The organism is Bacillus sp. LK2 (genome assembly GCF_001043575.1).
Classification (GTDB): Bacteria; Bacillota; Bacilli; order Bacillales; family Bacillaceae_G; genus Bacillus_A; species Bacillus_A paramycoides.
Genome location: NZ_LDUK01000005.1, coordinates 134669 through 149350, shown reverse-complemented (window position 1 = coordinate 149350; position 14682 = coordinate 134669). Strand labels below are relative to the sequence as shown.

The following is a 14682-nucleotide window of genomic DNA, read 5'->3' as shown; positions in this document are numbered from 1 at the left end:
TTACCACAGATGCTATAGGGAACTTAATGTCGGGAAATGAAGAAGAAAAAGAAACACTATAAAAAGATTTGTCAAAAATTTAAATACTACTAGTGTGTAAAAGCTGATTTCTAATGGGAAATCAGCTTTTATATTTTTACATTACATTAACTTAATTTAAATATTAAACTGTTATGATGTTTATGAAACCAATAAAGGAGCTGATCAATATGTGTATGCCGAATTCTGGATTTTATGTATCTGTTTCCTGTTTGATTGTAGCGACTAAAGATGAAAAGGAGTATCATTTTATTGTTCGAGAACATCCAATCGCTGGGAAGTTTATCTCGTTATTAGAAAATGGAAAAGAGTATGGTTTATTAGATAAACAAACAGTTAATAAGGATAAATTTCTTAGATTGGAACTTGTTAAGTTAGGACATATAAAGAAAGCAGTGTTTGAAGGTTCAGCAGAATGGATATGGGTTGGTATGAATCAATTTGGAATGTATGCAAGATTGGCAACTAATAATGAAGTTGAAATTTTTGTGGATTTGCAAGAGAATATTCATCATTTAGAAGAATGTGAATGGGTCCTTTTGTAAAGGCGTTTTATGAGGTTGTGGGATAATTTCTCACAGCCTTTTATATTTTCTCTTAAAAATCTAAGTCATCAATCACTCTAATACTACGATTTGTATACAAGAATTACGTTATGAGTATGTAACAAATATGTTTAAAAGAGGATTTGAAAATATGTAAAGAGAACTTATTAATTAAATGAATCGTATATGTAAATAACAATAGAAAGAAGATGATAAAAATGAGTAAAGAAGAGCTTGTGAAACAACAATTTGGTAGTAATGCAGAAAAGTATGTGAAAAGTAAAATTCATGCAAATGGACCGGATTTACAATATGTAGTTCAGCAAGTTAAAACTCGTCATAATACGCGTCTTCTTGATATTGCTACTGGTGGGGGACATGTTGCAAATTTGCTAGCCCCTATGTTTAAAGAGGTAGTCGCTCTTGATTTAACAGAAAAAATGTTAGAAAAAGCAAAAGGTTTTATAGAGGGGAACGGGCATGAAAATGTGTCTTTTGTAGCAGGAAATGCGGAGAGTTTACCATTTGCAGATGAATCCTTTGATACAATTACATGTCGAATTGCAGCACATCACTTTGTTGACCCTTTGCAATTTATTTTTGAAGTAAACCGAACATTGGAAGATAATGGATTATTTATATTAATTGATAATGTTTCACCAGAAAATAATGAATTTGATACATTTTATAACTTTATCGAAAAGAAGCGAGATCCGAGCCATGAACGAGCTTTGAAAAAGACGGAATGGATTACTTTATTAGAAAAACATGGTTTGCAAATGCAGTCATGTCTTACTTTTGACAAAAAGTTCGATTTTGACTGGTGGTGCGATATGATGGATGTGCCAGTGCAAAAGCGCGTAAAGCTAACAGAGTGTATGATGAAAACATCAAATGAAATGCAGGAATTCTTTAAAATCCAGTTTGAAAATAATAAAATAGAATCGTTTTATACTGAAATGGCACTGTTCGTATGTAAAAAAAGTTCAACATTAAAAAGATAAATTTCTTGCAGTCCTTCCGAAGTACGATATACTTAGTACAGAGAAAATGAGAATTGAGGAATAGTAACAATGATTCGTGTACGTATTGAGGGAACTGAGGAAGAGATGCTTGAATTTTTGGAGAAAATGCCTGACATTCCTGGATTTGAAAAAACACATATGAGAGAACCGAGAAAAGGAAATAATCCAAAATATGATTCAAGCAAAAGTGTACTAGCATATTTATCTTATAAGAAGATTGAAGTCGCCAATAAATAGGCGGCTTTTTTAATTATCTCCGTTTCACCCCCTTGTCTTTTTCGCATAATAATGATAGTAGATTATGCTGGAGAGGGGGGAGGAAATTTAATAAAAAAAATAATTTTTTTCGGAGATTTTGGTATTGATGATGCGGTAGCGTTAATTTATGCGAATAAAACATGCAAATTAGACATTATAGGTATCGTTGCAGAGTATGGTAATGTGTCACGGGAAATTGTTATGGAAAATGTTTATGCTACAGAAGTGAAGATAATTGAAGGTGCTAGTAGACCGATGTGACAGCAGAAGAACCTTTATTTTTCCCTGAAATTCATGGTGATCACGGTTTAAGTCCAATTATTCCACTGAAAATGAGAATTTGTGGCAGAGAAATTTTTTGTGAATTGATTAAATTAATTGAGCCTTGTCCAGAAGATATTATTATTGTGGCGACGGGACGATTAACAACACTTGCAACATTATTTTTATTGTACCCCAATTTAATGAATCGAGTATGTTCTTATTCTATAATGGGCGGTGCTTTTCTATTTCCGGGTAATGTTACAGCAGTATCGGAAGCTAAATTTTATGGAGATCCTATTGCGGCGAATATCGTTATGAAAAATACAAAGAATGCTACTATATACCCTTTAAATGTAACGCAACGAGCTCTTATTACCCCTGAAATGATTGATATTATTAATAAAGAAGGTACAGGGCAGGCGAAACTTATTAAACCAGTGATTGATTTTTATTACGAGAATTTTTACAAAAAAGAATATCCAGGCATTAGAGGGAGTCCGATTCACGATTTACTTCCGTTCATTTCATTTATAAATGATGATATTTTTGAGTATAAAAATCATCAGTTTGGATTAGTACGATAAATGATGTAACAAGAGGTCAAAGTGTTGCGGTTGATTTTAATTATCAAGCATTTCAAGACGAATTTATTAGAACAATATTGAAGTCAGATTGTCCTTAGTAAGTTGAGCATACATGTATGATTTTTAACTCACGAATAACTTACGAAAAATGTAACATAACTAATGGTAAGCAATTGTTTCTGATTATAATTTTATTGGTCAAAAATAAAGGAGGTTATTATATGATTTGGTCTTTAATTGTCGGTGGTATTTTAGGATGGTTTGCAAGTTTAATTACAGGAAAGGATGTACCTGGTGGTGTAATTGGTAATATTATTGCGGGTATTGTCGGTTCTTGGTTAGGTACGTTATTACTTGGTAAATTTGGACCTGTTATAGGCGGGTATGCGATTGTTCCGGCCTTAATAGGTGCGATTATTTTAATTTTTATCGTAAGCTTTATATTCCGTGCAATGCGGAAATGAATTCAGGGGGCTGTTTACATTTGTAAGCAGTCCTTTTTATATGTTATGCTACTGTTATACAATCAGGAGGTGTCAGCATTGAAAACATTTACAGTAAATTTTCATCAAGAGGATAATGCAAAGGCAACAACAGTACATAAATTAAGTGAAGAGGACTTCGATAAAGCAACAGAAAAAGGTACTCGTCATCTATTTGATTTAGATACAAACGTTGGTTTCTTCGTCTTCTTTGATGCAGAAGATGCAGAAGGAAACGACCAATACTTAATGTTACAATATGAAGGAGATCATGAAGAACCAAGTGCTTGCTACGGATTTGATTTGAAATTGTTCTATCAATTTTTAGCATTATACTTAAATGATCTTGAATTCCAAGGTGAAACAAATGAAGAAGAGGAAGAGTATGGTCCAATTCATCATTTAGCGCACTTACTTTACCATATTGTTGAAGACGGTAAATCTATCGAAGTGTAAAAATACATAATTGGAGCTGCCCTTTAATAGGGCAGTTTTTTTAATTACTTATCTATATATAATTGTGTATTCCTTCTATGTTTCAGCCACAACACTTCTGTTATAATTTAATTCATAGAGGCTATTGCTATGCTTGTATGTGTAAACCCTTTTAATAAAGCAGAAAACCATTATTACATCTAATACATTTGCTCACAATTTTGAAATTGTAAAAATCATTGTCGCTGTATATGCAAAGAAATTAAGATGCATCTTTTCATTTTTATAATTTAAATAGACATACTACTTAGGGGGGATAATTTGTTTACAATAGAAAATTACTCAATTTCATTAAAAAGAGGCCTTGAAGAAAAATCGGATGATTTAATTCGAAATATAAAAGAGACACTTCAGTTTAACTATTATGAAGGGATAGATATATTAGATTTCACAGCTTTTGTTCAGTCATTTGAAATGTCCATTGTAATGTTTTCGATGGATAGAGGAGCAAATGAAGTTTTTTATGAAGGTGAAGATAGCGATATCTTTTCTGGTAGTCACGATTTGATAGATGATGTGGAATATTATAAATTTCATGATGACGAATCAGACGAATTTTGGGAGTTTTATGAGCAAAACGATGAGAAGTTATCTGAAATTGAAACGAAAGCTATAGTGGAATGGTTTGCTATGTGTTGGAATAAAGCAGGTGGTTCTACTGTTAAATTACCGTCTTATTTTACTTTTCATGATTATGATGAATGCTTTGATTTACATAATAATAAATGGATTTCTGATGGAGATAAATGGTCTGATTAAACTTCAGGCATCTATAATAAAAAAACACCAGGGAATGATTATTCATTTCCTGGTGTTTTTTTGCATTTAAAGAAGCCCTTTTGGCTACTCATTAAAGCTATAGAAGGAGGATTGTAACAAGTAAGGAGAGAAGGTGTATGCATACAAGGAGATGAATAAGATGATTAATAATACAATTCCAAGTTTTTTTCAGCTTTTTGACAACAATCATATAGGATTGGACGACTTAAACAATTATTATGATAAACACCCAGAAGCATTCGAAGAGTATTTTAAGTTTCACTGTCCGAAAACGGAAGAACGTCTTTCTAATGCGATTGACAAGTATCCAGTAAAATTAGAAGACATTCTTATCATTTCGGAAACTTTACCATCTATTATTCAAGAAGTAATTGAGCGCTATCGTGCTCAATTTGGCTTTGAAGTAAATGTAACATTTCATTTATTTGTTGGTGGATTTGGTTCCAATGCATTTGTGGAAAGGGAAATTATTGGAGATATATTTTTTGCGGCAGAGAAATTATCTTCTGAAAGGGAGCATCTCCGTGTTATCGTTGCTCATGAGATCGGACATATATATCATAATGTGGTGTTACAAGAGAATGGGATGGATTGGACAAAGGCTGAATGGACTGATCCGGCGGTAAGTTTATATCGTGAAGGGGTCGCGACCTATTTATCACAACAAATAGTTAAAGGTTTACGTGAGTCCGTTTACTATTCATATAGTAGTGATGGTGATCCATCGTTACAATGTTATAAAGAAAATGAAGAGCACATTAAGAAACGTTTTTTACAAGATTATGTTAAAGGATGGACAGATGAAAAAGATAAAGAATGGTTCCGTCTATCAGGAGGGAACCATTTCGGATACAATCGCCTCGGTTATTTTTTAGGAACATCGTATATGGAGTATATTGTGCATACTCTCGGGGAAAGCGAAGCACTTACTTTTTGGAGCAAAAATAATTTGAATGAGAGTGTAATGGAATGGTTACAAAAGTGAATATGTTGAAGTGGGAGGCTGAAAATGATGAAAGTATATATGAAAGTACTTATATTTTTCCTGATTTTAACGTGTGTAATGGCATTAACGGCTTGTAAGAGTACAGAGGAAAAGAAACAAACAAATCCAACATCGGAAAATAGTACGGAAGAAAAGAACGATACGCCGGAAACGAGTAAAAAGAATGAGGACACCGCTTCGAAAAAAGAGAAAGAACCTGTGGAAAAACCAAAAGGCCAAGATTCAGCAAAACCGTCAACAGATTCTAATTCGAAAAATACAGCACTTAATCAAAAATTAATAAATCATATTAATGATTTATTTGAACAAGCGAAAGAAGGTAAAGTGCCTAATGTTCCATATGCAGCGCATACAGGTGATATAGAAGAAATAGAGAAGGCATGGGGGAAAGCAGATAAGACTGAATCGGCAGGGAACGGGATGTATGCGACTTTTACAAATAAAAATGTTGTGTTTGGATTTAATAAAGGATCACAAGTCTTTGACGTTCGCTCTTATCATTCAGAACTAAAATCGATTACGTTACAAGAAATTGAAAAGGCTTTAGGAAAACCAGCATCTGTTAAAGTAAACGGTAATGACAAAATATACGTCTATAAAGTAAATAATCAGTTCGAGTTGAAATTTGTTATTCCGAAATCGACTGGTAAAGTAGATCATATTTCTGTATTTTCACCGGAAGATAGTATTAATAAAATGGCAGGTTAAATGAAAGAGCCGTTCCTATAGGGACAGCTCTTTTACTTTGTTCCTTTCTAACGATTGAACAAAAAATGCTTGAATAATACCGCCGATTATTAATAAGAAGGCGCAAATATAAAATAGCGTACTACCACTTAAGTTGCTTAATAACAGTGCCCCTATAAAAGGCCCACAAGTTCTTGAAATGTCCCAATGTATACCGTATATAGAAAAGTACAATCCACGTTTATGACTTGGAGCCATTTGTGCAACGAATCGTAGTAAATGATTCAAAGCAATACTTTCCCCAATTACTAAAAAGAGTAATGTAAAGAATAATGACCATATTGTTGTGGAATAACCGTAGCCAATCGCAGCGATAGTAAAGCAAGTATAAGAAATAACAATGATTTTAGGCATAGAAAATCTTTCAGACCATTTCACAAGGAAAATTTGGAGAAGCACTTCCATGACAGCTTTACAGGTTGAGATAAATACGAGTACGAATAGAAAATTTGGAAATACACTTTCGGCGAATATACGATAATTTGATTCTGTTTGAGCGTAGAAAAAACTAATAGGTAGCGTAGAAACCATAAGTCCAAACACAGCGTAATGTTTCGAAATAAAATGTTTTGGTGAATATACGTCTTTAGTTTTATTAACGCTTTTTATGAGGGGAGCTGTTTCAGGAAGCTGTGTCCATACGAGCACGGCATACAGAGTAAGAGTCACTCCTTGTGCAATAAATAAGTACTCAGGATGACTATTATAGAAAAAAGCGCCGATTAATGGGCCAATTACAGAGCCGATTGCTCCCATCGTTTGCAAAACAGCAAATATTTCTGCCTGTTGTTTTTCCTTTGTTAAGTCAGCGATTTGAGCACGCTGTGCTGGAATATACAAAGAGCGGCCAATACCATTTAAGACGTACAATAAGGCGAAAAAGGCGACTGATTCAGCAAAAACGAATCCGCTTATGGCGAAAGCTTGTAAAAGTAATCCGAGTAACATGATTTTCTTTCGTCCGAATTTATCTGTTACACCTCCAGCGATTAATGTAAACACAATGTCAGCGAGTGGCTGTAATCCGAAAAGAAGCATCGTAACTATGACATTACCATTTAAAGCTTTATTAACATGGACAATAAAAATGATAGCTAACATTGATTCAGTCGTCCGAATTAATAATTCACCTAGCAATCGAATGAGAATGGGCTTATTATAACGTTTTATAAGTTGATGCATTTCTATTTCCTCCTTTCTATATTGAAATGATAAGATGGAAGATAGAAATGAAAAAGGGTAGAATGAAAGAGGAAGATTTTTCATCTTTTAGGGGGCGTTTTATGACTATTTTGGAGCAATATATGAACCTATGGCTCCAGTATGGAAAAGGGAGATCAGAGGGCGAGAAATTAGAAATGACAATACAAAATATATCTGAAACATTATTTTGTACAGAGAGAAATAGTAAACTAATTATAAAAAAATTAGAAGAATTAAATTGGATATTATGGTTTCCGGGCCGCGGAAGAGGGAATCGTTCGAAGTTATCCTTTCAAAAGCATCCACTTTCTTTAATTTTGGAAAGAGGAAAAGAAATAACGAAACAAGGAGACGTAAAAAGTGGGATCGCATTTATTGAGCGATATAGCTCGTATTTCCCATCACTTCTAACGCAATTTCAAACTTGGATTGATTCGATATTTGGTTATCAAGTTGAAAGGACATCACAGGGGAGAAGAGATGTACTACGTTTGCAAGTTCAAATGAATCTAGACATAGCATTAGATCCTGTATACGCCACGATGCGTTCGGAATGTCATATGGTAAAACATATATACGACACGTTAGTGTATGTAGACGGAAATACAAACAGTGTAGAACCAAGACTTGCGTTTTATTGGGAATATGATGATCAGAAACATATTTGGACCTTTTACTTACGAAAAGGCGTTCAATTTCATAATAGAAAAGAACTAACCGCTCATGATGTTGAACATACATTTAAGCGATTTATGAAAGCGAAAAATAACCCGCATGCTTGGATGTTACAGCACGTTGAAAGTTTACATATTCTAGATGACTCCATTGTGCAGGTTCGTTTATCTACTGATAACAAGTTGTTTTTACATGCTTTAAGTGCAGAACAATGTTCTATTGTAAGTGAAGATGAAGATGGGAAGTTACTCGGTACTGGACCGTTTCGGTTATGTGAAAATAATGAGGATGTATTCGTATTAGAAGCAAATGATTTTTATTTTCGCGAGCGACCATTTCTAGATCGAATTGAATTATGGAATGTAGAGAGCAGAGTGAATACGTACGATATATTAGCGAAAGCACGTTATAAAAATATAGAAAAGCATTATAAAGAACTATCTAGACTTGAGTCGAATGTAACATATGTTACGTTAAATACTGCAAAAGAGGGACCTATACAAGATACGCAGTTCCGGAAAGCTTTATATAATATTATCCATGGCAAGGAGATTATTGAAGAATTACAAGGAGCGCGCGGCGAAATAGCAGAAGAATTAGTACTAACAAAGAGCGGTACAATACATACAAATGAGGATATACATACACTTATTAAAGATAGTTCATACCGTAATGAAACGCTACGTCTATATACATTTACAGGACAAGATCATGTTGAAGACTCAAATTGGATACAAAAAGAATGTACGAAATACGGAATTAAAATTGATATTGAGTTTATTGAAACAGAAGAGTTGTTGCAAATAAGTACGATACAAAAGGCTGATATTATGCATGATAGCGCGACAATTAGCGAGCGTATTGAAGAGAGTTTACTATATATGTTTCTTACAAAAAATAGCTTTATTCATCAGCATAGCAATATAAACTTTAACGAAGTATTGCAGCCTTATTTTATAGAGAATCAATTAGATAAACGGGTGACACTGTTACGTGATATTGAGGACACATTGTTACGTCAAATTCATATCATTCCTTTATATCGTAACAAACAGCAAGTAAGTTCACATGAAAAAATACAAAATATAATAATTAATTCACAAGGTTGGATTGATTTTTATGAAATATGGTTTAAACCTTGATGTATAAAGGTTCTTACGCATTTTTTATGAGATGTGTAAGAGCCTTTTTTGTATGTAAGACAGGTTTGTTTTACACATTGTTACGCTACTTGTGATAAAAGTCTATTTACAACGTAACAGTGTTATGTTACATTGTTATCAGGAAGGAGTGACATACAGTTGAGTACAGATTTAATTTCAAAAAAAGATTTATTAGAACTAACTGGTATTTCATACGGACAGTTATATAGGTGGAAGAGAAAAAATTTAATACCGGAAGATTGGTTTGTAAGGAAATCAACGTTCACAGGTCAGGAAACATTTTTTCCAAAAGAAAAGATATTAGAACGTATTGATAAAATCCAAACGATGAAAGAGGATTTATCACTTGATGAATTGGCAAATATGTTCTCACCGAGCGTAACAGAGGTTCTTTTAACGAAGGATGATGTCGTACGTAAGGGGATTGCTTCAGAGCCAGTTTTACAATTTTTCATTGAGCAAACGAACAAAGCAGCAGATTTTCAATTTGTAGATATTCTTTATGTATATATGTTAGAAGAACTTCTTCAATCAGGAGAGATTAGCTTAGAAGAAGGGAAAATGGTCTTACAAGTTTTACGTGAAAATTATGAAACGATTAAGCATAAAAATTGTGATTTAGTTATCATTCGGAAGTTAGGGATTTCTACATGCTTCTTAGTATCAAACGTGGAAGACTTAATTTTTGAAAAAGGAACAAAGATTGTTTTACGTGTTGCAATTATGAATTATACAGAAGCATTAAAAACAAAACTGTTGTAGTGGAGGAGAAATAATGCGTACAGAAAATTTAATTATAAACGGTTACGGTTCATCGAATGGCGGCGAGTTTCATAAAGTACAACTAAATGGAAAAGGAACTGTTAATGGAAACGTTGAATGTGACCAATTCGAATGTAATGGTTACGGTACTGTTACTGGTGATTTGAAAAGTAGTAATGCAAGAATTAGTGGATCAGGTAAAGTTGAGGGTACAGTTAGTGCAGATATGATGCGAATCGATGGGAAAGCGACAATTACACAAGATGTAAAGGCGAACACTTTGAAAATTGCAGGAAAAGGAACAATAGGTGGAAATGTAACCGGTGAAGAATTTAAAATAAATGGCCAAGCGACGATTGATGGTAATTGTGAAGTAGATACTTTTTCTTCAGAGGGACAATTTACAGTTGGTGGATTATTAAGCGCAGATGAAATTAATATAAATATTCACGGCACATGTAGAGCGAAAGAAATTGGTGGTCAAACCATTAAAGTAAAACATAGATTGAGTGCTTTTAGTCGACTATTTAAAACAGTATTTGGCTTACAGTTAGAAGCTGAACTGCTAGAAGGTGACAATATCGATATTGATTATGCTCACATAAAAACGGTAAGAGGAAACAATATTACAGTAGGACCGAACTGTGAGATTGAACTGATTGAATATACCGGGGTTCTTAATGTTGATCAAAGCGCAAATGTAAAAGAAATTAAGCAGGTTTAAAGGAAGGGAGAAATCAGTATGGAACATCAACATAGCCTTACAGTAAATGGTTCTGGCAATTCAGCGGGGGGAGAATATAACAAAGTAAAGATACGTGGCGAAGGAACAATCTCTAACAATATGAGTTGTAATGAGTTTAAGACATACGGGACGAGTGATGTACGTGGAAATATGAAAGCTAAACATTATGTCGTGTATGGAGATAGTGAAGTGCAAGGCAATGTAGAAGCGGAATATATAAAAATATATGGTAATACACAAATACATGGTGATGGTCATATTCAAAAAACAAAAGTTAGAGGTATGATTGAAGTTAAAGGGAAGTTTTCAGGTGATTTCGTAGATGTGAAAGGCGCTTTAAATGTGAAGGGAGATATAGAGGTAGAAAAATTATTACTAACTGGTGGTCTTGAAAGTGATGGTTTGCTTAATGCTGAAAATATTGAAATCTCCCTACGTTATGAAGGAAGTAAAGTGAGAGAAATCGGTGGGAAAAAGATTACAGTACGTAAAAAAGCGAGATTTATTCCTTTTACAAGTCATGCCGGAAACCTTCAAACATCAATTATTGAAGGAGATGATATTTATTTAGAACATACAATAGCAGACGTAGTTAGAGGAAATCATGTTATAATTGGTCCTGGCTGTGAAATTAGTGTTGTAGAATATCATACTAGTTTTAACCAGAAAGGGAAATCAGTCGTAAAAGAACATAAACAAATATAAGTAGTATGAGGGAGAGCAAGAGATATGGTTGAGAAGAATAATAAACTCGGCTTCGTTGTTGCCGGTTTATTGCTGGGCATCTTAATGGCATCAATGGATAATACCATTGTCGTAACAGCAATGGGAACGATTGTTGGTGACTTAGGAGGTCTTAAAAACTTTGTATGGGTTGTTTCTGCCTATATGGTTGCAGAAATGGCAGGTATGCCGATTTTCGGTAAGCTTTCAGATATGTATGGCAGAAAGAGATTCTTTATTTTCGGTTTAATCGTCTTTATGATTGGCTCGGCACTTTGTGGAACTGCTGAAAATATTACACAGTTAGGTATTTATCGTGCCATTCAAGGTATTGGCGGCGGGGCACTAGTGCCGATCGCATTTACTATCGTTTTTGATATTTTTCCACCTGAAAAGCGCGGGAAAATGGGTGGATTATTCGGAGCAGTATTTGGTTTATCAAGTATCTTTGGGCCACTACTTGGTGCATATATTACGGATTACATTAGTTGGCACTGGGTGTTCTATATTAACTTACCACTTGGAATTTTAGCACTTATTTTTATTACATTATTTTATAAAGAGTCACGAGTTCATAGAAATCAAAAGATTGATTGGTTCGGCGCAATTACTTTAGTTGGTGCAGTAGTTTGTTTAATGTTTGCGCTAGAATTAGGCGGGCAAAAGTATGATTGGGATTCTAGCTTTATTTTAAGTTTATTTGCTGGGTTTGCTATTTTAATAATTGGATTTATTTTTATTGAACGAACAGTAGAAGAACCAATCATTTCATTTGAAATGTTTAAACAACGTCTGTTTGGAATGAGTACAATTATTGCATTATTTTATGGAGCGGCATTTATGTCAGCAACTGTGTACATTCCGTTATTTATTCAAGGTGTATACGGTGGCACCGCAACAAACTCAGGATTATTGTTATTACCAATGATGTTAGGTTCAGTCGTAACAGCGCAGCTAGGTGGATTTTTAACATCGAAACTTAGCTACCGTAATATCATGATTATTTCTGCTGTAATTATGCTAATCGGATTATTCTTATTAAGCACGTTAACACCAGAAACAAGTCGTGTACTATTAACTGTGTATATGATTATTATCGGTTTCGGAGTCGGTTTCTCATTCTCTGTACTAAGTATGGCTGCTATCCACAACTTCGGTATGGAGCAGCGCGGGTCTGCGACTTCAACGAGTAACTTCATTCGTTCATTAGGTATGACACTTGGTATTACAATCTTTGGAATGATTCAAAGAACTGGTTTCCAGGATCAATTAGAAGAGGCATTTAAAGGTATGAGCGGGGGAATGAATACAAATGCTTTGGGAGATTCAAGAGCTATTCTATCAGAATCTGCAAGATCTCAAATTCCACCGCAAATATTAGATAAAATTATTGAAGCTCTTTCTAGTTCAATCGTTCATACATTTATGTGGGCGTTAGTCCCAGCAGGTTTAGCGTTCGTATTCATTTTCTTTATGGGAAATGAGCGCATGGTATATAAGAAAGAGCAAAACAAGATAAACAGTGAGACATCAAAAGCATAAAGAAAAAAGCTCCTTTCAATTTGGAAAGGAGCCTTTTTGTATGTACGAATCTCAATTAGCCTTCAATAATTTCGTATTCTTCGTCTGCTAATAATAAAATTTGTGTTTTCTTACCTTTATTTTGAACTTCGATTACATCATATGTACCTAAGTCTCTTAGCTTGCTTTGAGAAGCGTTAACCATAACTTCCATAGAATCAATTAAGATATCTTCTTCAATGTATGATTCAGGCAATGCCATATCTTCAGTAGCTAATACACATTCATATAGATTTTGTAAGTTTTCAGCCGTTGGGTTTTGTTCCTCAACATCAATAATGTTTTTTACTGCTTCCATATTTTCTTCTTTTGCTTGGTATACTTTAATTTTAGCCATTGTTTTAATCTCCTTTATAACGTAATCGTAGAGGCTACAATTGATTCAACTAATCATTAGAGCGAGATAAAGTCCCTCTCTAATAGAAGTTTCACTTTATTATAACGCTTTTTTATAAAAAGATGAAATTGTTATGTGTACTTATATAGAAAATTATATATTCTTCACATATTTTGTTCATTATTTGCGAATAATCATGTATTCACTTTAAAAATGAAGCGGAAGTATTGAATGTAGGATGAATTAAAAGCAGTTATTAACTAGGTATAGCATCATTTCAATGTAAGTAGATGTTATAATGAGTTTGTATTTGCGTATGATTTAGAATTACTTGATTTTTTAATGAAGTAGACAGCTTCTGTTAAAAAGGAATCATTCTTTTCAAATTTGGATGATTAACGTGTATTCAAGCGGAAAATTGATTTTCAAAGAAAGAAGGAAAGTAAATGATATATGAATCAAATATACATACAAGAAAAAAATTAGTTTCTATGTTCGAGGGTTTTAATAATGTTGTTCTACTTTCTTATTTACAAGGACATATGGGCACCGCTTGGGTGAACGATCTCGAAAATCCGACAGTAGCGCAAATTACAGTGGGGATTTTCACATTTTATGGCGGAGATCCAACCGCGGTAGAAACGGAAGAGTTATTACGTAACATTCCTGAAAGAATTTTAGTAATTGTAAATAGTGATGAGTGGAAAAAGCGTTTAGAAGCATTTCATGAAAGAAAAATAGATAAGATTTTACGGTATAAATTCAAACGAAATCCAGAATTGTTAAATCGTACGAAATTAAAATCATTTATAACGGTACTTCCAAATGGATATGAATTAAGAAAAATAGATAAGTATATTGCAAATAACCCAACATTACACAAAGTTTCTGAAGATTTTACAAGTCAATTTAGTTCAATAGATGATTATGTAAATCGAGGTGTAGGTTATAGTATTTTGTATAATGGAGAAGTCGTATGCGGTGCATCATCATATAGTATTTATGATGATGGTATCGAAATCGAAGTTGCTACTGACCCGAATCATAGAAGAAAGGGATTGGCGACTGTAGTTAGTGCGGCATTAATACTGGATTGTTTAGAAAATGGAAAATATCCAAACTGGGACGCAGCGAATAATACGTCTGCCAAACTAGCAGAAAAGCTAGGATATGTTTTTGATAAGGCGTATGATACTTATTTTGTGAATACTAGGTGAATGAAGGCGAAGTTGTACGAATTGTACAACTTAAAAAATTTAAAGGGAACG

General features: G+C 33.7%; 16 protein-coding genes and 1 pseudogene. 15 read left to right on the top strand and 2 right to left on the bottom strand.

Going from position 1 to position 14682, the window contains the following annotated elements; genetic code table 11:
• The first annotated feature begins 215 nt into the window (after window positions 1-215).
• The 9 genes and pseudogenes from VK90_RS05720 to VK90_RS05680 all read left to right on the top strand — a co-directional run bounded on the left by VK90_RS05720 (window position 216) and on the right by VK90_RS05680 (window position 6186).
• The gene (locus VK90_RS05720) at window positions 216-584 is read left to right on the top strand and encodes a hypothetical protein (protein ID WP_048371264.1); all 369 of its coding nucleotides are present in this window, start codon (window positions 216-218) and stop codon (window positions 582-584) included.
• 218 nt (window positions 585-802) lie between these two features.
• Entirely contained in the window at window positions 803-1588 is a 786-nt protein-coding gene (locus VK90_RS05715; protein ID WP_048371119.1) for a class I SAM-dependent methyltransferase, read from the top strand.
• A 69-nt stretch (window positions 1589-1657) separates the two neighbouring features.
• Window positions 1658-1846, top strand: a complete 189-nt coding sequence (locus VK90_RS05710) for a DUF3970 family protein (protein WP_002013371.1) — start codon at window positions 1658-1660, stop codon at window positions 1844-1846.
• Between the two features lie 51 nt (window positions 1847-1897).
• Window positions 1898-2813: pseudogene (locus tag VK90_RS05705) on the top strand (nucleoside hydrolase).
• Window positions 2814-2936: 123 nt separating this feature from the next.
• Window positions 2937-3179 carry a GlsB/YeaQ/YmgE family stress response membrane protein gene (locus VK90_RS05700; RefSeq protein WP_002172362.1) on the top strand — a complete coding sequence of 81 codons (243 nt, stop codon included), beginning with the start codon at window positions 2937-2939 and terminating at the stop codon, window positions 3177-3179.
• Window positions 3180-3257: 78 nt separating this feature from the next.
• On the top strand, window positions 3258-3653 hold the full coding sequence (locus tag VK90_RS05695; protein WP_002172361.1) for a hypothetical protein: 396 nt from the start codon (window positions 3258-3260) through the stop codon (window positions 3651-3653).
• 300 nt (window positions 3654-3953) lie between these two features.
• A complete protein-coding gene (locus VK90_RS05690) occupies window positions 3954-4451 on the top strand; it encodes a hypothetical protein (protein WP_048371117.1) in 498 nt (165 codons plus the stop codon).
• Window positions 4452-4611: 160 nt separating this feature from the next.
• Window positions 4612-5457, top strand: coding sequence for a DUF5700 domain-containing putative Zn-dependent protease (locus VK90_RS05685; protein ID WP_082147802.1), 846 nt, complete (start codon window positions 4612-4614; stop codon window positions 5455-5457).
• 24 nt (window positions 5458-5481) lie between these two features.
• Entirely contained in the window at window positions 5482-6186 is a 705-nt protein-coding gene (locus tag VK90_RS05680; RefSeq protein ID WP_048371114.1) for a YjgB family protein, read from the top strand.
• A 15-nt stretch (window positions 6187-6201) separates the two neighbouring features.
• Here VK90_RS05680 and VK90_RS05675 read toward each other — a convergent pair whose 3' ends face one another.
• The gene (locus VK90_RS05675; protein ID WP_048371113.1) at window positions 6202-7407 is read right to left on the bottom strand and encodes an MDR family MFS transporter; all 1206 of its coding nucleotides are present in this window, start codon (window positions 7405-7407) and stop codon (window positions 6202-6204) included.
• A gap of 62 nt (window positions 7408-7469) precedes the next feature.
• On the opposite strand from VK90_RS05675, the gene VK90_RS05670 reads away from it, so the two are divergent.
• The 5 genes from VK90_RS05670 to VK90_RS05650 all read left to right on the top strand — a co-directional run bounded on the left by VK90_RS05670 (window position 7470) and on the right by VK90_RS05650 (window position 13038).
• A complete protein-coding gene (locus VK90_RS05670) occupies window positions 7470-9245 on the top strand; it encodes an SgrR family transcriptional regulator (protein ID WP_048371261.1) in 1776 nt (591 codons plus the stop codon).
• 159 nt (window positions 9246-9404) lie between these two features.
• A complete protein-coding gene (locus VK90_RS05665; RefSeq protein WP_048371111.1) occupies window positions 9405-10028 on the top strand; it encodes a YhbD family protein in 624 nt (207 codons plus the stop codon).
• Between the two features lie 13 nt (window positions 10029-10041).
• Window positions 10042-10752, top strand: coding sequence for a bactofilin family protein (locus VK90_RS05660; protein WP_048371110.1), 711 nt, complete (start codon window positions 10042-10044; stop codon window positions 10750-10752).
• A gap of 18 nt (window positions 10753-10770) precedes the next feature.
• Window positions 10771-11478, top strand: a complete 708-nt coding sequence (locus tag VK90_RS05655) for a polymer-forming cytoskeletal protein (RefSeq protein ID WP_048371109.1) — start codon at window positions 10771-10773, stop codon at window positions 11476-11478.
• A 24-nt stretch (window positions 11479-11502) separates the two neighbouring features.
• On the top strand, window positions 11503-13038 hold the full coding sequence (locus VK90_RS05650) for an MDR family MFS transporter (protein ID WP_048371108.1): 1536 nt from the start codon (window positions 11503-11505) through the stop codon (window positions 13036-13038).
• A 55-nt stretch (window positions 13039-13093) separates the two neighbouring features.
• On the opposite strand, the gene VK90_RS05645 is transcribed toward VK90_RS05650, so the two are convergent.
• Complete coding sequence (locus VK90_RS05645; protein WP_001062736.1) at window positions 13094-13414, bottom strand: hypothetical protein; 321 nt, start codon at window positions 13412-13414, stop codon at window positions 13094-13096.
• A 446-nt stretch (window positions 13415-13860) separates the two neighbouring features.
• Between VK90_RS05645 and VK90_RS05640 the strand changes: the two genes are divergently transcribed.
• Window positions 13861-14631 carry a GNAT family N-acetyltransferase gene (locus tag VK90_RS05640; RefSeq protein WP_048371103.1) on the top strand — a complete coding sequence of 257 codons (771 nt, stop codon included), beginning with the start codon at window positions 13861-13863 and terminating at the stop codon, window positions 14629-14631.
• The last annotated feature ends 51 nt before the right edge of the window (window positions 14632-14682 follow it).

Excerpts from the sequence above, each read along its gene's own strand:
- VK90_RS05720 (WP_048371264.1), top strand. The coding sequence starts at position 216 with ATGCCGAATTCTGGATTTTATGTATCTGTTTCCTGTTTGATTGTAGCG.
- VK90_RS05715 (WP_048371119.1), top strand. The coding sequence starts at position 803 with ATGAGTAAAGAAGAGCTTGTGAAACAACAATTTGGTAGTAATGCAGAA.
- VK90_RS05710 (WP_002013371.1), top strand. The coding sequence starts at position 1,658 with ATGATTCGTGTACGTATTGAGGGAACTGAGGAAGAGATGCTTGAATTT.
- VK90_RS05700 (WP_002172362.1), top strand. The coding sequence starts at position 2,937 with ATGATTTGGTCTTTAATTGTCGGTGGTATTTTAGGATGGTTTGCAAGT.
- VK90_RS05685 (WP_082147802.1), top strand. The coding sequence starts at position 4,612 with ATGATTAATAATACAATTCCAAGTTTTTTTCAGCTTTTTGACAACAAT.
- VK90_RS05680 (WP_048371114.1), top strand. The coding sequence starts at position 5,482 with ATGATGAAAGTATATATGAAAGTACTTATATTTTTCCTGATTTTAACG.
- VK90_RS05675 (WP_048371113.1), bottom strand. The coding sequence starts at position 7,407 with ATGCATCAACTTATAAAACGTTATAATAAGCCCATTCTCATTCGATTG.
- VK90_RS05670 (WP_048371261.1), top strand. The coding sequence starts at position 7,470 with ATGAAAGAGGAAGATTTTTCATCTTTTAGGGGGCGTTTTATGACTATT.
- VK90_RS05660 (WP_048371110.1), top strand. The coding sequence starts at position 10,042 with ATGCGTACAGAAAATTTAATTATAAACGGTTACGGTTCATCGAATGGC.
- VK90_RS05655 (WP_048371109.1), top strand. The coding sequence starts at position 10,771 with ATGGAACATCAACATAGCCTTACAGTAAATGGTTCTGGCAATTCAGCG.
- VK90_RS05650 (WP_048371108.1), top strand. The coding sequence starts at position 11,503 with ATGGTTGAGAAGAATAATAAACTCGGCTTCGTTGTTGCCGGTTTATTG.
- VK90_RS05645 (WP_001062736.1), bottom strand. The coding sequence starts at position 13,414 with ATGGCTAAAATTAAAGTATACCAAGCAAAAGAAGAAAATATGGAAGCA.
- VK90_RS05640 (WP_048371103.1), top strand. The coding sequence starts at position 13,861 with ATGATATATGAATCAAATATACATACAAGAAAAAAATTAGTTTCTATG.